This window comes from Pseudomonas sp. LFM046, assembly GCF_000949385.2.
Lineage (GTDB): Bacteria > Pseudomonadota > Gammaproteobacteria > Pseudomonadales > Pseudomonadaceae > Metapseudomonas.
Window position 1 is genome coordinate 1,123,519 of sequence record NZ_JYKO02000001.1, and the last position, 18,083, is coordinate 1,141,601.

An 18,083-nucleotide genomic window follows, 5' to 3' on the forward strand; every position below is an offset into this window, starting at 1 on the left:
TCCTTTCAGGCTCAGATCGCTTCGATGATGTGCAAGCTGTAGCCGGGCATGCCCTTGGCGTGGCGTTTGGCTTCCGAGGCCAGGCTGGCCAGTTGCTCGGCATCCAGGCGCTCGCAGTCCTCCGGCTTGAGGGTGACGACCCCGATGGAGAGGGACAGCAAGGGAAACTCCTCCCGCTGGCCGTGGCGGTTGTGGGCCACGAAGCAGCCTGCTTCCAGGTGCTCGTTGCGGTAGAAGCGCCGGCACTGGCCCTGAAAGTCTTCCAGCAGGTGATTGAGGCGGCTTCGCCAATCTTCGGAACCCAGCACCAGCATGAAGTCATCGCCGCCGATATGGCCGACGAAATCCCGCGCCGGGTCGACCCTTTCGCCCAGGCATTGCGCCAGGCAGAGCAGCACCTCGTCGCCCCTGGCATAGCCGTAGAGGTCGTTGAAGGGCTTGAAGCTGTCGATGTCCACGTAGCAGATCACCGCCTGGCGCCGCTGCTGCAGCAACCGGGTCAGGCACTGCTGGATGGGTACGTTTCCCGGCAGCAGGGTCAGCGGGTTGGCGTGACGGGCCTGCTGAATCTTCAGCTCGGTAATCAGCTTGAGCACATCGATGACGCGTCCCAGCCCCCGGTAGCGGCCATTGAGGATGATGATGAAATCCTCCTCGATGCGCTGTCGGGCGCGGCTGGTGATCAGCCGGCTGACCTGCTGCAGCGATTGCCCCATTTCCACAGCGAGGAAATCGGTGCTCATCAGCCAGCTCACCACCTTGCGGGTGAACAGGTCGGTGGCGAAGGGACGGAGCAGGGCCTCCGACAGCAGATGGCGATGGACCACCCCCACCGGCCGCTGGTGGGCATCCAGCACCGCGAGAGAATTGAGGTTGGGCTGGGCGCGGAAAGCTTCCAGCACCTCGTTGATCGGCGTGTCCTCGTGAACCGCAGGCTGTTCGTTGAGCAGCGCGGAGAGGTCACTGCTTTCCTCGCTCATGCCGCTGAGCGATTCCATTTGCGGCAGAAGAGCGCGGGCATCCCGAGACGGGTGCTCCTGAGGGCGACCGAGCAGGTAGCCCTGGACCAGGTCGATGCCCATTTCGGCCAGCACGGCCAGCTCTTCCGGTAGTTCGATGCCTTCGGCGATGACCTGCGCACGAGATGCTTTGGCCATCTTCAGGATGGACTCGACGAACTCACGCTTCACCGCGTCCTGATGGATGCCGTCGATGAAGTGGCGGTCGATCTTCACGTAATCGGGTCGCAGCTCCGACCACAGGCGCAGGCTGGAGTAGCCGGCGCCCAGGTCGTCCAGGGCGATGGAGAAGCCCATGGCGCGATAGTGGTGGAGGGCAGTGTCCAGCAGGTTGAAATCTTCGGTGGGGGTCTGCTCGGTAAGTTCGATCACCACCTGGCTGGGCGGGATGCCGAAGGCCTGCAGCATCTTCAGGGTGCGGCCCGGCTGATGGGCCGGGTCCAGCAGGGATTCGGGGGAGACGTTGAGGAACAGCAGTCCCTCGAGTTTCTGCTCCTTGAAACGGCTGCATGCGCTCTTGCGGCAGGCCATCTCCAGATCGCTCAGGCGGCCGGCGTGGCGCGCCACGGCAAACAGGGTCATCGGTGAGTGGAGCGGACTGTTGGAAGGGCCGCGGGTCAGGGCCTCGTAGCCGAGGATGCGGCGTTCCGACAACGATAGGATCGGCTGGAACAGGCTGTGCAAGTCGCCGTGAGCGAGGATCAGGCCCAGCGCGCTCAACTGCTCGGAGACGGTCATGCTGTTTCTCGTGAAAAGAAAAGGGGCCGCAAATGCGGCCCCCGGATTTCACGACAGTCGTATGACAGTGTTATGACATCATTTCAATGTTTCGCTACCGCGGCGTTCAGGCCCAGGTAGTCCAGCAGGATCTGTCCGGTCTCGGTGAGGTAGGCGTCGTCTTCCGGTTTGGTCTTCTCTTCCTCCACCGGGACCTCGTCCTCATCCTCGGCCTTGAGTTCCTTCAGCGGCTCCTCACCCTTGGCCTTGCGGCGGGTGTTTTCCATCGCCAGCTGCTTGGACTCGATGTCTGCCTGCTCGGCGCGGCGCTTGCTCTCGTTGAGGCTGACCACGGTGTCCTTCATCAGCGCTTGCGCCAGGGCAAGGCGCTCGCGGCTGTAGACGAAGTCCGGATTCTGCGCGGTGCGCGCGTCATGGCGGGCCTTCAGCTCGGCGAGGAAGGGTTTGAACGGGTCCAGTTCGGGCTTGATGGCCGGGCGGATGCTGTCCCAGGGCATGGCCTCGGGCAGGGCGCTCTCGCCAATCTGCTTGGTGTCGACCACAGAGGGGTACTCGATGTCCGGCAGCACGCCCTGGTGCTGGGTGCTCTGGCCGGAGACGCGGTAGAACTTGGCCAGGGTCAGCTTCAGCTCACCGTGGTTCAGCGGCTGGATGGTCTGCACAGTGCCCTTGCCAAAGGTCTGGCCACCGATGATCAGCGCACGGTGATAGTCCTGCATGGCGCCGGCGAAGATCTCCGAGGCGGAGGCGGACAGGCGGTTCACCAGCACGGTCATGGGGCCGGTGTAGAAGGCTCCGGTGTTCTCGTCGGCCAGCACATCGACGCGGCCGTCGCTATTTCGGACCAGCACGGTCGGGCCCTGGTCGATGAACAGGCCGGTGAGTTCGGTGGCTTCCTGCAGGGAGCCGCCGCCGTTGTTGCGCAGGTCGATGACCACGCCGTCGACCTTCTCCTTCTGCAGTTCGCCGAGGAGTTTCTTCACGTCACGGGTCGTGCTCTTGTACTCGGGGTCGCCGGCACGGAAGGCCTTGAAGTCCAGGTAGAAGGCCGGCACCTCGATCACGCCGAGTTTGAACTTGCTGCCTTCATGTTCGAGGTTGAGGACGGATTTCTTCGCCGCCTGCTCCTCCAGCTTCACGGCCTCGCGGGTGATGGCCACCACTTTGCTGGTCTGGTCATTCGGCGCATTGCTGGCCGGGATCACTTCCAGGCGCACGATGGAGCCTTTCGGGCCGCGGATCAGTTTGACCACTTCGTCCAGGCGCCAGCCGATCACGTCGACCATCTCGCCATTACCCTGGGCAACGCCAACGATCTTGTCCGCCGGGGCCACCTGCTTGCTCTTCTCCGCCGGACCGGCCGGAACCAGACGCACCACCTTCACGTACTCGTTGTCGCTCTGCAGCACGGCGCCGATGCCCTCGAGGGACAGGCTCATGTTGATGTCGAAGTTCTCCGCGTTATCCGGGGAGAGGTACTGGGTGTGCGGATCGTAGGTCTGGGCGAAGGCATTGATATAGGCCTGGAACACGTCTTCGCCACGGGTCTGGTCCAGTCGGGAAAGCTGGTTCTTGTAGCGCTTGACCAGGAGTTCCTGGATGGCCTTGGGCTCCTTCTTGGCGAGCTTCAGGCGCAGCACTTCATCTTTCACGCGCTTGCGCCACAGGTCGTCGAGGGCGGCGCGGTCCTTGGCCCAGGGCGCCTTCTCGCGGTCGGTCTCCAGGTTCTCGTCGACGCTGAAGTCGATCTTGTCGACGCCCTTGTCGAGCATTGCCAAGGCGAAGTCCAGGCGTTCCTTGAGGCGGTCCAGATGGCGCTTGTAGATAACGAAGCCCGGTTCCAGGTCACCGCTCTTGAGCAGGTCGTCGAATCGGGTACGCCACTTGTCGAATTCAGCGATATCGGCAGCGGTGAAGTACATCCGTGCCGGGTCGAGGAGCTTGAGGTAGCCCTCGTAGATCTTCACCGAGCGCTCGTCGTTGAGCGGCGGCTTGTTGTAGTGGTGGCGCTTGAGAAGCTCCACCACGTTGAGGCTGGCGATCACCTGTTCACGGTCGGGCTGAATGGAATCCCAACTGTTCGGGGCGGTGGGGGCGGCGTGCAGCGGCAGGACGCTGACGCTCAGAGCCAGGGCGAGTGCAGAACTGATCAGGGAGCGATTCATGCTGATTCGACGTCGGGACAGGTGATAACGCATATTAGGCCGTATTTGAGAGCGCCGGGTTCCATTGGCGCAACGCGAAGGCCCGGCAGTTGGCCGGGCCTGGTCCAAGCTCACTATGGAGGCACCGTGAAGGCATTGCAAGGCGTGGAAGGACGCGTGGAGTGGGGGGAGCGGGCCAGCCCGGTCTGTGATGTTGGACAAGTGCGGATTCGTGTGGCCGCTGCGGGCCTGAATCGTGCCGATCTGCTGCAACGGGCGGGGCTCTACCCGCCGCCGCCGGGGGCCAGCGACATCCTCGGCCTGGAGGCTTCCGGGGTAATTACCGAGGTGGGAGCCGGGAGCGGCGCCTGGCAGGTGGGTGATCAGGTCTGCTGCCTGCTGGCCGGAGGTGGCATGGCCGAGGAAGTGGTGGTGGACGCTCGCCACGTGCTGCCAGTGCCAGAGGGGCTGTCCCTGGCCGAGGCCGCCGCGTTGCCGGAAGTCTATGCCACCGCCTGGCTCAACCTGTTCCAGCTGGCCGCGCTCAAGCCCGGCGAGAAAGTCCTACTGCACGCGGGTGCAAGCGGCGTCGGTTCGGCGGCCATCCAGCTGTGCAAGGCCTTTGGCAACCCCTGCTGGGTCAGCGTCGGCTCGGCGGAACGCCTGGCCTATTGCGAATCCCTGGGTGCCCAGGGCGGCGCCCTGCGTGGTGAGGACCTTGAGGGCCTGCGGGACTTCGGCCCCTTCGACGTGATCCTCGACCCCGTGGGCGGCAATTACGCCAGCCTCAACCTGGCCCTGGCCGCCATCGATGGCCGCTGGGTGAATATCGGCCTGATGGGCGGTCGCAAGGCCGAGCTGGACATGGCCCTGCTGCTGGGCAAACGGGTGCAGCTGATCGGCTCGACCCTGCGCAGCCGCGACGAGCAGTTCAAGGCCGACCTCATCAGTGAACTGCGCCAGCACGTCTGGCCGCTGTTCGAGGAGGGGCGCCTGCAGCCGCGTCTGGAGCGCGCCTTCCCGGCTGCGGAGGCCGAGGCCGCGTTCGAGGCCCTGGCCAGCAACCAGGTAGAAGGGAAGGTCGTGCTTCTGCTTGACGGAAGCCTCGCCTGAAGCCCGGGCCAGGACGCCGCAGCCCCCGTGGCGCGCGGCGTCCAGGCCATGGATTGAGGGCCTCAATCGATGCCATGCCCTCAATCAATATGATCTTTTTGGAATAACTCCATAGTCTTCGTCGGGTAAATTTTCTAACCCAACGAGGACGTTGCGATGTCTCTGATCAACACCGAAGTCAAACCGTTCAAAGCCACCGCCTACCACCAGGGCAAGTTCGTCGAAGTGACCGAAGCCACCCTCAAGGGCAAGTGGTCCGTCTTCTTCTTCTACCCGGCTGACTTCACCTTCGTTTGCCCGACCGAGCTGGGCGACCTGGCTGACAATTACGCCGAGTTCCAGAAGCTGGGCGTGGAAATCTACGGCGTGTCGACCGACACCCACTTCACCCACAAGGCCTGGCACGACACTTCCGACACCATCGGCAAGATCCAGTACCCGCTGGTTGGCGACCCCACCTGGGTTCTGTCCAAGAACTTCGAAGTGCTGATCGAAGAAGCCGGTCTGGCTGACCGTGGCACCTTCGTGATCGATCCGGAAGGCAAGATCCAGATCGTCGAAGTCAACGCCGGCGGCATCGGCCGTGACGCCCAGGAACTGCTGCGCAAGGTCAAGGCTGCCCAGTACGTCGCCGCTCACCCGGGCGAAGTCTGCCCGGCCAAGTGGAAGGAAGGCGAAGCTACCCTCGCGCCGTCCCTCGACCTCGTTGGCAAAATCTAAGCCGACGTTCCAAGGCGGACGGCGCTAGCCGTCCGCCCTGCATCAAAGCCCCTCGCCCGTATTGGCGGATGAGCCTTGCCCGCCGAGGGGTACTCATGCCCGCAATTAAAGGAATTCGCACATGTTGGACGCCAATCTCAAAACCCAGTTGAAGGCCTACCTGGAAAAGGTCACCCAGCCGTTCGAGATCGTCGCTTCCCTCGATGACAGCGACAAATCCCGCGAACTGCTTGGGCTGCTGCAAGACATCGTCGGCCTGACCGACAAGATCACCCTGAAGACCGATGGCAGCGACGCCCGTCGCCCGTCGTTCTCGCTGAACCGCCCCGGCGCGGATATTTCCCTGCGTTTCGCCGGCATCCCCATGGGCCACGAGTTCACCTCCCTGGTGCTGGCCCTGCTGCAGGTGGGCGGCCACCCGTCGAAGCTCGCTGCGGATGTGATCGAGCAGATCAAGTCCATCGAGGGCGAGTTCAACTTCGAAACCTATTTCTCGCTGTCCTGCCAGAACTGCCCCGACGTGGTGCAGGCGCTGAACCTGATGGCCGTGCTCAACCCGAACATCCGCCACGTCGCCATCGACGGCGCGCTGTTCCAGGATGAGGTCAACGAGCGCCAGATCATGTCGGTGCCGAGCATCTACCTGAACGGCGAACTGTTCGGCCAGGGCCGTATGGACGCGGAAGAGATTCTTGCCAAGATCGACACTGGCGCCGCGGCCCGCGACGCCGAGAAACTCAACGCCAAGGCCGCGTTCGACGTGCTGGTGATCGGAGGTGGCCCCGCTGGCGCTTCCGCAGCTATCTACGCCGCCCGTAAAGGCATCCGCACCGGCGTTGCCGCCGAGCGTTTCGGCGGCCAGGTGCTGGACACCATGGCTATCGAGAACTTCATCTCCGTGCAGGAGACCGAAGGCCCGAAACTGGCACGTGCCCTGGAAGAGCACGTCAAGCAGTACGAGGTCGACATCATGAACCTGCAGCGCGCTAGCGCGCTGGTTCCGGCCAAGGCCGAAGGCGAACTGCATGAAGTGAAGTTCGAGAGCGGTGCCTCTCTGAAGGCCAAGACCGTAATCCTCTCCACCGGTGCCCGCTGGCGCGAAATGAACGTGCCCGGCGAGCAGGAATACCGTGGCCGCGGCGTGGCCTACTGCCCGCACTGCGACGGCCCGCTGTTCAAGGGCAAACGTGTGGCGGTGATCGGCGGCGGTAACTCCGGCGTGGAAGCGGCCATCGACCTGGCCGGCATCGTCGGTCAGGTCACCCTGATCGAATTCGACGACAAGCTGCGTGCCGATGCGGTGCTGCAGAAGAAGCTGGGCAGCCTGCCCAACGTCAAGGTCATCAAGAGTGCGCTGACCACCGAGGTGAAGGGCGATGGCCAGAAGGTCACCGGCCTGGTCTACAAGGACCGCACCACCGATGAGCTGCAGACCGTTGAGCTGGAAGGCATCTTCGTGCAGATCGGCCTGCTGCCCAACAGCGAGTGGCTGAAGGGTGTGGTGGAGCTGTCGCCGCGCGGCGAGATCATCGTCGACGCCAAAGGTCAGACCAACATTCCCGGCGTGTTCGCCGCCGGTGACGTGACCACGGTTCCGTACAAGCAGATCGTCATCGCTGTCGGCGAGGGCGCCAAGGCTTCCCTGAGCGCGTTCGATCACTTGATCCGTACGACCTGATTTACTCAGCATTGGTGTGCATGAGTGGCGGAGGGCCTGAACGGCTCTCCGCTTTTTTTATGTCCGCGCGGCTTCCCTGTATCCTGCGCGCTTTCGATCCTCAAGCGGCAGGGCTCCTCTCGTGAAACAGCAACTTATCGAATTGATTACGGCGATCAGCTCCGGCTGCATGGCCGAGGATGAGATCGACCGCGTCGCCGACGAGTCGGCACAAGCCTATGCCGATGCAGGCGCCTTTCTCGCCGCCAACCCCGACATCAACTACGACGACAGCTTCCCCATCCCCCTCGGGGAGTGGGTGGTGGTGGGCAGCCTGCCGGATACCGTGCTGTTCCAGGCAGACAGCTACGACCAGTTGTTCCAGCAGGTGGTGGACTCCTTCGGTCCCAGCGTGAACTTCGTGCTCAAACCCAAGCAACTGGTGAAGGTGGAGCCGCTCAAGGCGCTCAACCGCATCCAGGTGCAGATGGGTAGCCTCTACCCTGAGAAGGGCGGCTATGTGCTGGTGGATTTCAGCGAGCCGCTGGATGACGAGCTGCAATGCGTGCTGGTCTACAAGAACGACCTGGAGAAGGTCATGCAACTGGCCGTGGAAATCGGCATCTACGCCGCGCCGGCGTATGAGGCCTTGAAGGCCGCGATGGAAGAGGGCGACGACGACTGAGTCGCCGCCGGATTGCTCTTCGTAGGTTGGCGCTGAGCGCAGCGAAGCCCAACGATCGAGCGGGTCCATGCCTTGCACGTTGGGCTTCGCGCCGCTCGGCCCAACCTACGAGGACGAAACCTTACAGCTGATAGCCGTAGGACTTGATCACTTCCGCCGCTTTCGGCCCCTTCAGGTATTCCACCAGCGCCTTGGCGGCCGGGTTGGATTCACCCTTCTTCAGAATCAGCGCGTCCTGCCTGATCGGCTCGTGCATTTCGGCCGGCACGATCCAGGCGGAGCCGCTGGTGATCTTGCCATCCTTGTACACCTGCGACAGGGCGACGAAGCCCAGTTCGGCGTTGCCGCTGGAGACGAACTGCAGCGCCTGGGCGATGTTCTGGCCTTCCACCAGCTTCGGCTTCACGGTCTGGCTCAGGCCCAGCTTGTCCAGCACCTGGGTAGCCGCCACGCCGTAGGGCGCGGTTTTCGGGTTGGCGATGGACAGGTGCTTGTACTGGCCGGCTTTCAGCACATCCCCCTTGGCATCCACATAGCCCGCTTGGGGCGACCACAGCACCAGGGTGCCGATGGCATAGGTGAAGCGCGAACCGGGCACGCTGTCGCCTTCCTGCTCCAGCTTGGCCGGGGTGGTGTCGTCGGCGGAGAGGAAGACCTCGAAGGGCGCGCCGTTCTTGATCTGGGTATAGAACTGGCCCGTGGCACCGTAGGCGGCGACCAGCTTGTGGCCGGTGTCCTTCTCGAAGTCCTTGGCGATGGCCTGGATCGGGGCGGTGAAGTTGGCCGCGACGGCCACCTGGACTTCCGCGGCTGAAGCGCTGCCCAGGGTGAACAGGGCGGCGAGCGCGGCGGCGGCGCGAGTAAGGCGATGACTCATGAGAGGGACTCCTGGTGAGTGTTCTTGTTGGGCTTAGCCGCTATGTAAAAAACTATATAGCGGCGGGAGTGGCACTTTGTGAGAGTTTGACTTTTAAGTCAAGTTTCGAGCTGATGCACGCCGCTCCGCTTCCTGAAGTTGCCAGGCCACTCGGCTGGTCCTGAATACTCGCCTATCGCTATATACAAAACAATACAGCGATTGGTTGCAGACGGAGTGTCATCCAGACCCCGAAAGGACCCAGAACATTGAGAATTGAACCCCTTTGCCTCGCCATTGCTGCTGCCGTCGCCGGCGGCTTTATCGACGACAGCAAGGCCAGCCTGGTGCTGCGCAACTTCTCCATCGACCAGGACAACCGCGAAGGCGCGGCGGCGCCGTCGAAGCAGGAAGAGTGGGGCCAGGGCTTCTCAACTACTGCTCCACCCGCGACCAGGGCGAGAACCGCCTGATTGTCAGCTACACCCTGACGCTGCTGTAAGCCGGGGCAGGCCAGCAGCCTGCTGGCGAATGAAGTCGCCCCTACAGGGCCGTCGTAGGGTGGATCACGCTTCACCGATCCACCGTCGGTGCCGAACCCGGCCGCGCTGGTGGATGTAAAAAGCGACATCCACCCTACGGCTTGCTGTGCCTGGCAACGTTGGGCCTCGCAGGCTCGGCGCCAACCTACGGGGCCGCTGCGCGGCCCGCCCCCACAGGAAAGGCGAGCCCCTTCTCCCGCGTGCGGGAGAGGGTTGGGGAGAGGGGCTTTTAGCGCCAGTCGAGAATCGGCCAGCCCGCCTGTTCGGCATGGGCGCGCAAGGTGGGGTCGGGGTTGACCGCGTTGGGGTTGGCCACCAGGGAGAGCAGCGGCAGGTCGTTGCGCGAGTCGGAATAGAAGTGGGCGCCTTCGAGGCTTTCCCCCTGGTCTTCCAGCCAGGCATTCAGTCGAATCACTTTGCCGTCGCGGTAGGTCAGCACACCCTGTGTGCGGCCGCTGTAGCAGCCGTGCTGTTCTTCCAGGTCGATGGCCAGCACTTCCTCGACGCCCAGGCGCTCGGCGATGGCGCTGACCAGGAAGTGCGCGGAGGCGGAGATGATCAGGATGCGGTCACCGGCGGCGCGGTGGCGGGCCAGGCAGCGCATGGCGTCGGAATGGATCAGCGGCTCGATCACGTCTTCGACGAAGGGTTCCACCACGAACTCCACCTCATCGGGTGTGCGCCCTACCAACGGCGACAGGCTGAAGGCCATGTAATCCTCCATGGCCAGCTTGCCTTCGGCATAGAGCGCCATGAGTTCGTGGTCCTTGCGGATGAAGGATTCGCCATCGACCCACCCCAGCGCCGCCATGTGCGTGCTCCACAGGCTGGCGCAGTCGCCGTCGATCAGGGTGTCGTCAAGGTCGAAGATTGCCAGGGCCATCAGGCCACCTCCCGGATTGCGTGATCATCGATGCGCAGGCCAATGCGCTGGCCCGCGCGGTGCAGATCTTCCGCGGAGCGATTGAGTACGTCCACCACCAATTCCACGCCTCGGGCCTCGACCCGGTAGCGCACCACGTTGCCCAGCAGGCTGTGGCTGCGCACTTCGGCGTCGATGCCGCCCTCGCGGCTCAGGGTGATGGCTTCCGGACGGATGGCGATGCGGCCGTTCACCGGACGCTGCAGGAGGCGGCTGGCGACATCGGCATCCAGCAGGTTGTAGTTGCCGATGAAGCCGGCGGCGAAGGCGTCCACCGGCGCGGTGTAGAGAGTTTCCGCGTCGCCGCTCTGGACGATGCGCCCGGCGTTCATCAGGAAGATGCGGTCCGACAGGGTCAGGGCCTCCTCCTGGTCGTGGGTCACGAAAATGGTGGTCAACCCCAGCTCCTGCTGGATGGCGCGGATCTGTTCGCGCAGGTGCTTGCGGATGCGCGCGTCCAGGGCGGACAGCGGTTCATCGAGCAGCAACAGGCGGGGGCGGGTGACCAGGGAGCGGGCCAGGGCGACGCGCTGGCACTGGCCGCCGGAGAGCTGGTGCGGGTAGCGCCCGGAGAAGTCCGAAAGCTCCACCATGGCCAGGGCTTCGTCCACCCGGCGCTGGCTGTCGGCGGCGTCCACCTTTTGCATGCGCAGGCCGAAGGCGACGTTCTGCTGCACGGTCATGTTGGGGAACAGCGCATAGCTCTGGAACACCATGCCGATGCCGCGCTTCTGCGGCGACAGCGGCACCAGGTCCTGGCCGTCCAGCAGGATCTGCCCACCGTTCACGTCGGTGAGGCCGGCGATGCAGCGCAGCAGGGTGGATTTGCCGCAGCCGGAGGGGCCGAGCAGGGTGACGAATTCGCCCTTGCCGATCTCGCAGTCGATGTCGCTGAAGATGGCGGTCTGGCCATAGCTTTTGTGCAGGCCGCGAATGGAAAGAAAGCTCATGCCTTGTCCTTGTTCAGACGGTTGGCTGCCCAGGTGAACAGCAGCACGAAGAAGAAGTAGGAGATCACTAGCGCGCTGTTGAAGTGGCCGCTGCTGTTGCGCATGTTGTTCAGGTAGACCTGCAGGGTCTCGTAGCGGGTGCCCACCAGCAGGTTGGCGAAGACGAACTCGCCGAACAGGAAGGAGAACGACAGGAACAGTGACACCATCAGGCCCTTGCGCAGGTTCGGCAGCACCACCAGCAAGGCCGCCTTCCAAGTGCTGGCGCCGAGCAGGTGTGCGGCGTCCATCAGGTCGCGCAGGTTGATCGCTTGCAGGTTGTTGGTGATGGCGCGGTACATGAAGGGCAGGGCCACGGTGAAGTAACAGCCGACCAGGATCCAGGGCGTGCCCACCATGGCCAGCGGCCCGGAGCCGTAGACCTGCAGCAGCCCCACTGAGGACACCACCGGCGGTACCGCGAAGGGCAGCAGGATGAGGATGTTCATCAGCCCGTCCAGCTTCGGGAAGTGGTAGTTCACCACGAACAGCAGCGGCAGGATCAGCAGCACTGACAGCGCCAGGGCGCCGAAGCACACCAGCAGCGACTGGCCGAAGGCACTCAGGAAGCGCGCATCGCTCCACAGCGCCAGGTACCACTTGAGGGTCAGCCCTTCCGGAAGAATCGTCGCGGACCAACTGGTGGAGAGCGAGTAGAGCAGGGTGCCGCCCAGCGGCAGCAGCAGGATCAGGAACAGCAGCCAGACCACCACGCGATGGTAGAGGCTGCCGCTGCGGGATTCAGCGCGCGACATGGTAGCTCCTCTTCAACAGCCACTGGTGCACGACGGTGATCACCACCATCAGCCCCACCAGCACCATGGACAAAGCGCTGGCCAGATTCGGGTCGAGGGAGATGTCGCCGGCCACCTGGGCGGCGATGCGGATGGTCAGCACGTTGAAGTTGCCGGTGGTCAGGGCGTAGACGGTGGCATAAGCGCCGAGGGCGTTGGCCAGCAGGATGACGAAGGTGCCCAGCAGGGCCGGGGTCAGCACCGGCAGGCCGATGTGCCGCCAGAACTGCCAGGAATCGGCGCCGAGCAGGGCGGCGGATTCGCGCCAGTCCTCACGCAGCGCGTCGAAGGCCGGGTAGAGCAGCAGCACGCCAAGGGGAATCTGGAAGTAGGTGTAGAGCACGATCAGACCGGCCTTGGAGTAGAGGTTGAAGTCTTCGATCAGGCCGGACTGCTTGAGCAGGATGGTCAGGGTGCCGTTGAAGCCCAGCAGGATGATGAAGGCGAAGGCCAGGGGCACGCCGGCGAAGTTGCTGGTCATGTTGGAGAAGGCCATGACGAAGTCCCGCAGCTTCGAGTCCACCCGGCGCAGGGAGTAGCTGCCGACCAGCGCGATAACGATGCCGATCAGGCTCGACCAGAAGGCGATCTGCAGGCTGTGCTTGATGGCCTGCAGGTAGAACTTCGAACTGAAGACCTTGGTGAAGTTGCCCAGGCCCCAGCCATCGCCGGTGATCAGGCTGTGGATCGCGACCCAGGCCAGGGGCGCGATCTGAAAGAGGATGAAGAACAGGGCGAAGGGCAGCAGACAGAGCAGCGCCAGCCACTTGCCCCGGTTGGAAGAATTCACTTCAGCAGCTCCCGGCAGAAGTCCTTGTCGTGGGATGCGCCGAGCAGTTCGCAGACGGTGCCGCAGAGCTGAGTCTGTTTCGGCTGCGCGGCTGCATCCAGGCTGAAGGCGTCCCCCACGACGAACAGCGGCACTTCGCGCTCCTCGGCCAGCAGGCCGTTGTGGGAGCGGTCATTGTTCATGCCGTGGTCGGCCGTCACCAGCACCTGGTACCCGGCATCCAGCCAGCGTTGCAGGTACTCGGCGAGGATCACATCGGCCTTGCGCGCGGCGTTGCGGTATTGCGGGCTGTCGAGGCCGTACTTGTGGCCGGCGTCGTCGATGTTCATCGGGTGCACCAGCAGGAAGTCCGGGGCATGGCGCAGGCGCAGGCTTTCCGCATCGGCGAACAGGTGCGAGTCCGGGTAGTGGTCGGCGTAATAGAAGTGGCCGTGCTGGATCGGCAGCTCCGGCGCCTCGGTGTGGCGGTCGCGGGCGGCATCGAACGGCGAGCGGTTGTACAGCTCGCTGACCCAGTGATAGGCAGCGGCGGCGGTGCGGAGCCCGGCGGCGCTGGCGTAGTGGAAGATGCTGCGTTCCTTCGACAGGCGCGACACGTCGTTGTGGACGATGCCGCTCTCGATCGGCGGTACGCCGGTCAGGATGCATTCGTAGAGTGGGCGGGACAGTGCCGGCAGCTCGCACTCCAGCTTGTACAGCGCCGCTTTGCCGGCTCCGCAGTAGGCCTGCAGATGGCCCAGCGCATGCCGGGCCACCTCGTGGTTCAGGCCATCCAGCAGGACGAGGATGACTTTTCTCATTTTTCCTAGCCTCAAAATCGATCAAGTGCTGAGCGAGCGCAGTTCAGGCAAGGCGAACACGGGCGAGGAAGCGGAGTTTACGTCTGTAAATGAGCATTCCGAGCCCGTGTTCAACGCAGCATGAGCAAGCGCAGCCAGCGATTGGACGATTTTTTTATTCCATCTCGATGATCACGTGTTCCTGCCACAACTGCGGCAGAGCCTTCGAGGTGGTTTCCCACGCCTTGGCATCCTTGATCGGCTGGACCTTGGCGTACTGCTCGTTGGGCAGCAGCTTGGCCTTGACCTCGGCAGGCAGGGTCAGGTGCTCGGCGCGGATCGGACGGGCGTTGCCCTTGGCCAGGTTGATCTGGCCGGCGTCGCTGAGGATGTATTCACGAGCCAGCTTCGCGGCGCTGGGGTTCTTCGCGTACTTGTTGATGATGGTGGTGTAGCCGGAGATTACCGAGCCGTCGGACGGGATCAGCACGTCGAAGCGGCTGGGGTCGATCTGGTCGCGGTAGGACAGGCCGTTGAAGTCCCAGACGATGCCCACTTCCACTTCGCCCTTCTCCAGGGTCTGGATAGTAGGGTTGGACAGGGACAGGCGGCCCTGCTTGGCGATCTCGGCGAAGAAGTCCAGGCCCGGCTGGATGTTCTTCTCGTCACCGCCGTTGGCGATGGCGGCGGCCAGTACGCCGTTCACGGCCTGGGCGGCGGCGCTGACGTCACCGATGGTGATCTTGTACTTGCCGTTCTTCAGGTCGGCCCAGGACTTGGGCGATTCCTTGACCAACTGCTTGTTGACGATGAAGGCGATGGAGCCGGTATAGGCCAGCATCCAGTGGCCGTCCTTGTCCTTGGCCCAGTCCGGGATCTGCGCCCAGGTGCTGGGCTTGTAGGGCTGGGTGACGCCCTGTTGCACGGCGATGGGGCCGAAGGCCGCACCCACGTCGCCGATGTCGGCGGTGGCGTTGTCCTTTTCGGCGGCGAACTTGGCGATTTCCTGGGCCGAGCTCATGTCGGTGTCGACGTGCTTCAAGCCATACACCTTGTTGAGGTCAACCCAGGTGTCCTTCCAGTTGGCCCAGCTGTCGGGCATGCCCACACTGTTCACCGCGCCTTCCTTGCGGGCGGCTTGTTCAAGACTCTTCAGATCTGCGTCGCTTGCCATGGCCTGGGTACCCAGGGCGATGGCTGTTCCCATCAGTGAAGCCAGCAACAGGCGTTTCATGTGAAGCTCCTTAGCAGGTTTGGAGGTTGGTCTAGATCAGCAAGACCCAGGCCAAATCTAAAAGCCTTGGATGACGGTTTGATTTCAGGTTCGCCGCCCGAACCGCCAGCGGCAGACGCCTGGAAAGCGTAGACCATGGGCAGATGGCAGATTTGCCGGGCTGTCGCGTATGGCGATGGCATGGCGCGTGCAGATGTGCCTGACTGTCATCCCGCAGTCATCTAGGCTGCCTAGGATGGCCGGCACACCCGGACACGTTGCACCTCGATGGTGCTGGTCTATTCCAGATTGGAGTCTTTCGATGCGCGACGAGGCGCCCCGCACCCTGACCGCCATTTGCAGCGCACTGCAGGAACAGATCGAGCACGGCCTGCTGCCCCACGGCAGCAAGTTGCCGGCCGAACGCAAGTTGAGTGAGTTGTTCGACACCACCCGCATCACCCTGCGTGAGGCGTTGGGGCAACTGGAGGCCCAGGGGCTGATCTATCGCGAGGAGCGTCGTGGCTGGTTCGTTTCGCCGCCCCGGCTGCTCTACAACCCGCTGGTGCGCAGCCATTTCCACGCCATGGTGGCGGGGCAGGGCCGGGCGCCGGCCACGGAAGTCCTGGGGGCGCGACTGATTCCGGCCAGTGTGGAAATCTGCGAACTGCTGGAGCTGCCAGCGTTATCCAGCGTCTACCAGATCCGCCGCGCCCGCCGTGTCGATGGGCGCCTGGTGCTCTATGTGGAGCACTACCTGAACCCCGCCTACTTCCCCGGCATTGTCGATTTCGACCTGACCCAGTCGCTGACCGAGCTGTACGACAGCCAGTACGGTATCCGTTATGGCCGGGTGCGCTTCGACATGGTGCCCACCGCCCTGCACCCGGAGGCGGCGGCTCCGCTGAAGGTCTCAGCGGGTAGCCCGGCCCTGAAGATCACCCGCATCAACCGCGACCAGCACGGCCGTCTGATCGACTGCGACCTGGAGTTTTGGCGGCACGATGCGATTCACGTGAGCGTGGAAGTGCCGGAGTAGGGAGTGCAAGCGCAGCATTCTGTAGGTTGGGTAGAGGAACGAAACCCAACATCCCGTGGCCGACGCCGCAATCGTTGGGCCTCGCGGCGCTCGGCGCCAACTTACGGAAACGGGGCGGCTGCGCCGCCCTTGGCCAATGAATTCGCCCCTACAGGGAGGCGAACGCAGATCAGGCGTAGTTCTCGGGGCTGAGCTTGCGTTCCACCAGCTCGATCAGGATATGCAGCACCTTGATGTGCAGCTCCTGGACGCGGTCGGCGAAGTCGCCGCCGGGGGCGCAGATGCAGACGTCGGCCAAGGATTCCAGGACGGAGCCCGGCTTGCCGGTGAGGGCCACCACCTTCACGCCCAGGGTACGGGCGGCTTCGGCGGCCTTGATCACGTTGGGGCTCTTGCCGCTGGTGCTGATGGCGATCAGCACATCACCGGCCCGGCCATGGGACTCGATGTAGCGGGAGAAGATGTAGTCGTAACCGAAGTCATTGGCGACGCAGCTGATATGGCTGGGATCGCTGATGGACACGGCGGCGATACCGGGGCGGTTCTTGCGGTAGCGGCCGGTCAGCTCCTCGGCGAAGTGCATGGCATCGCACATGGAGCCGCCGTTGCCGCAGGAAAACGCCTTGCCCTTGTTCTCGAAGCTTTCCACCAGGAGTTCCGCCGCACGCTCGATGCCTTTCAGGGCCTGCTCGTTGGCGATGAAGTTGTCCAGGGCCGTCCTGGCTTCCTCCAGGCTGTTGCGGATGTGGCTGAGCATGCGGGGTTCCTTCCGGATCAGGGCAGGTCGTGGCTGGAGTAGAAGGCGGCCAGCACCTTCACCAGGTGGGCCAGGTCATGGCTGCCCGCCAGTTCGCGGATGGAATGCATGGCGAAGGTCGGCAGGCCGATGTCCACGGTACGCACCCCCAGCTGGCTGGCGGTGATGGGGCCGATGGTGGAGCCGCAACCCATGTCGCTGCGGGTCACGAAGCTTTGCACCGGCACTTCGTTTTCCAGGCAGAGGTGGCGGAAGAAACCGGCGGTTTCGCTGTTGGTGGCGTAGCGCTGGTTGCTGTTCACCTTGATCACCGGGCCGGCGTTGAGTTTCGGGCCGTGGTTGCCGTCGTGCTTGTCGGCGTAGTTGGGGTGCACGCCGTGGGCGTTGTCGGCGGAAACCAGCAGGGAACGCTGGATGACGCGGGCGAAGGCGTCGCCTTCCGGCAGCACGCGGCGCAGTACCTGTTCCAGCATCGGGCCGTCGGCGCCGCAGGCGGAGCAGGAACCCACTTCTTCGTGGTCGGTGCAGACCAGCACGCAGCTTTCATCGGCCTCGGCGGCCAGCAGGGCCTGCAGGCCGGCGTAGCAGGAGAGCAGGTTGTCCAGGCGCGCGCCGGCGATGAAGTCGCCGTCCAGGCCGATCACGGCCGCGCTCTGGGTGTCGTAGAAGGAGAGTTCGTAATCCAGCACCGCGTCGGCTACCACGCCGTGTTCCAGGGTCAGCTGTTCGGCCAGCAGATCACGGAACTCGCGGGTTTCACCGGCGGCCAGTTGCGCCAGGATCGGCGGCAGCTCGGTCTGGGCGTTGATGGCCCAGCCCTGGTTGGCCTCGCGGTTGAGGTGGATAGCCAGGTTCGGGATCACGGCGATCGGTGCCTGGAAGTCCACCAGCTGGCTTTCCACCATCCCGGCGGCGCGGTAGGTGACACGGCCGGCCAGGGACAGGTCGCGGTCGAACCAGGGGGCCAGCAGGGCGCCGCCATAGACTTCGACGCCCAGCTGCCAGAAGCCTTGCTTGTTCAGCTCGGGGTTCGGCTTGACCCGCAGGCAAGGGCTGTCGGTGTGGGCGCCTACCAGGCGCAGACCGCCTTCCAGCATCGGGCGCTTGCCCAGCTTGATGGCGACGATGGAGGAGTCGTTGCGGGTGACGTAATAACGGCCACCGCTTTCGATACGCCAGGCCTCGCGTTCGTCGAGACGCACGTAGCCGGCGGCCTCGAGGCGCTTGGCCAGGCTGCGGGTGGCGTGGAAGGGGGTGGGCGAGGCCTTGAGGAAATCGATCAGGCCCTGGTTCAACTCTTCGCGCATTGGGGGACTCCGGACAGCA

General features: G+C 63.9%; 16 protein-coding genes and 1 pseudogene. 6 read left to right on the forward strand and 11 right to left on the reverse strand.

Annotated elements, in window-relative coordinates; all coding sequences use genetic code 11:
- Positions 1-11: 11 nt before the first annotated feature.
- Together TQ98_RS05315 and TQ98_RS05320 are read right to left on the reverse strand one after the other, a co-directional pair.
- Positions 12-1,757, reverse strand: a complete 1,746-nt coding sequence (locus TQ98_RS05315; RefSeq protein ID WP_044871825.1) for a bifunctional diguanylate cyclase/phosphodiesterase — start codon at positions 1,755-1,757, stop codon at positions 12-14.
- Positions 1,758-1,840: 83 nt separating this feature from the next.
- Positions 1,841-3,922, reverse strand: a complete 2,082-nt coding sequence (locus tag TQ98_RS05320; protein WP_103103125.1) for a carboxy terminal-processing peptidase — start codon at positions 3,920-3,922, stop codon at positions 1,841-1,843.
- Between the two features lie 126 nt (positions 3,923-4,048).
- On the opposite strand from TQ98_RS05320, the gene TQ98_RS05325 reads away from it, so the two are divergent.
- The 4 genes from TQ98_RS05325 to TQ98_RS05340 all read left to right on the forward strand — a co-directional run bounded on the left by TQ98_RS05325 (position 4,049) and on the right by TQ98_RS05340 (position 8,076).
- On the forward strand, positions 4,049-5,014 hold the full coding sequence (locus tag TQ98_RS05325) for an NAD(P)H-quinone oxidoreductase (protein ID WP_044871823.1): 966 nt from the start codon (positions 4,049-4,051) through the stop codon (positions 5,012-5,014).
- A gap of 156 nt (positions 5,015-5,170) precedes the next feature.
- Positions 5,171-5,734 (forward strand): alkyl hydroperoxide reductase subunit C, encoded by a 564-nt coding sequence (gene ahpC / locus TQ98_RS05330; RefSeq protein WP_044871822.1) that lies wholly within the window; start codon positions 5,171-5,173, stop codon positions 5,732-5,734.
- 121 nt (positions 5,735-5,855) lie between these two features.
- Positions 5,856-7,412, forward strand: coding sequence for an alkyl hydroperoxide reductase subunit F (gene ahpF / locus TQ98_RS05335; RefSeq protein WP_044871821.1), 1,557 nt, complete (start codon positions 5,856-5,858; stop codon positions 7,410-7,412).
- A gap of 121 nt (positions 7,413-7,533) precedes the next feature.
- Positions 7,534-8,076, forward strand: coding sequence for a hypothetical protein (locus tag TQ98_RS05340; RefSeq protein ID WP_044871820.1), 543 nt, complete (start codon positions 7,534-7,536; stop codon positions 8,074-8,076).
- 121 nt (positions 8,077-8,197) lie between these two features.
- Here TQ98_RS05340 and modA read toward each other — a convergent pair whose 3' ends face one another.
- Entirely contained in the window at positions 8,198-8,953 is a 756-nt protein-coding gene (gene modA / locus TQ98_RS05345; RefSeq protein ID WP_044871819.1) for a molybdate ABC transporter substrate-binding protein, read from the reverse strand.
- 284 nt (positions 8,954-9,237) lie between these two features.
- Between modA and TQ98_RS28040 the strand changes: the two are divergent.
- A pseudogene (locus TQ98_RS28040) lies at positions 9,238-9,363 on the forward strand (OprD family outer membrane porin); the annotation flags it as partial.
- Between the two features lie 340 nt (positions 9,364-9,703).
- Here TQ98_RS28040 and TQ98_RS05355 read toward each other — a convergent pair.
- From TQ98_RS05355 to TQ98_RS05380, 6 genes are all read right to left on the reverse strand, one after another.
- Positions 9,704-10,357, reverse strand: coding sequence for an HAD-IB family hydrolase (locus TQ98_RS05355; protein ID WP_044871817.1), 654 nt, complete (start codon positions 10,355-10,357; stop codon positions 9,704-9,706).
- A complete protein-coding gene (locus TQ98_RS05360; RefSeq protein WP_044871816.1) occupies positions 10,357-11,346 on the reverse strand; it encodes an ABC transporter ATP-binding protein in 990 nt (329 codons plus the stop codon). Before TQ98_RS05360 ends, TQ98_RS05355 begins: the two co-directional genes overlap by 1 nt.
- Positions 11,343-12,140 carry an ABC transporter permease gene (locus TQ98_RS05365; protein ID WP_044871815.1) on the reverse strand — a complete coding sequence of 266 codons (798 nt, stop codon included), beginning with the start codon at positions 12,138-12,140 and terminating at the stop codon, positions 11,343-11,345. Before TQ98_RS05365 ends, TQ98_RS05360 begins: the two co-directional genes overlap by 4 nt.
- A complete protein-coding gene (locus TQ98_RS05370; RefSeq protein WP_044871814.1) occupies positions 12,127-12,969 on the reverse strand; it encodes an ABC transporter permease subunit in 843 nt (280 codons plus the stop codon). Before TQ98_RS05370 ends, TQ98_RS05365 begins: the two co-directional genes overlap by 14 nt.
- On the reverse strand, positions 12,966-13,769 hold the full coding sequence (locus TQ98_RS05375) for an alkaline phosphatase family protein (RefSeq protein WP_044871813.1): 804 nt from the start codon (positions 13,767-13,769) through the stop codon (positions 12,966-12,968). The genes TQ98_RS05370 and TQ98_RS05375 overlap by 4 nt, the downstream gene beginning before the upstream one ends.
- A gap of 154 nt (positions 13,770-13,923) precedes the next feature.
- Complete coding sequence (locus TQ98_RS05380; protein ID WP_044871812.1) at positions 13,924-14,982, reverse strand: ABC transporter substrate-binding protein; 1,059 nt, start codon at positions 14,980-14,982, stop codon at positions 13,924-13,926.
- A 301-nt stretch (positions 14,983-15,283) separates the two neighbouring features.
- On the opposite strand from TQ98_RS05380, the gene TQ98_RS05385 reads away from it, so the two are divergent.
- Positions 15,284-16,000 carry a UTRA domain-containing protein gene (locus TQ98_RS05385; protein ID WP_044871811.1) on the forward strand — a complete coding sequence of 239 codons (717 nt, stop codon included), beginning with the start codon at positions 15,284-15,286 and terminating at the stop codon, positions 15,998-16,000.
- Between the two features lie 169 nt (positions 16,001-16,169).
- On the opposite strand, the gene lpcA is transcribed toward TQ98_RS05385, so the two are convergent.
- Together lpcA and TQ98_RS05395 are read right to left on the reverse strand one after the other, a co-directional pair.
- Positions 16,170-16,757 (reverse strand): D-sedoheptulose 7-phosphate isomerase, encoded by a 588-nt coding sequence (lpcA, locus tag TQ98_RS05390; protein ID WP_044871810.1) that lies wholly within the window; start codon positions 16,755-16,757, stop codon positions 16,170-16,172.
- Between the two features lie 17 nt (positions 16,758-16,774).
- Positions 16,775-18,064 (reverse strand): M18 family aminopeptidase, encoded by a 1,290-nt coding sequence (locus TQ98_RS05395; RefSeq protein ID WP_044871809.1) that lies wholly within the window; start codon positions 18,062-18,064, stop codon positions 16,775-16,777.
- Between the last annotated feature and the right edge of the window lie 19 nt (positions 18,065-18,083).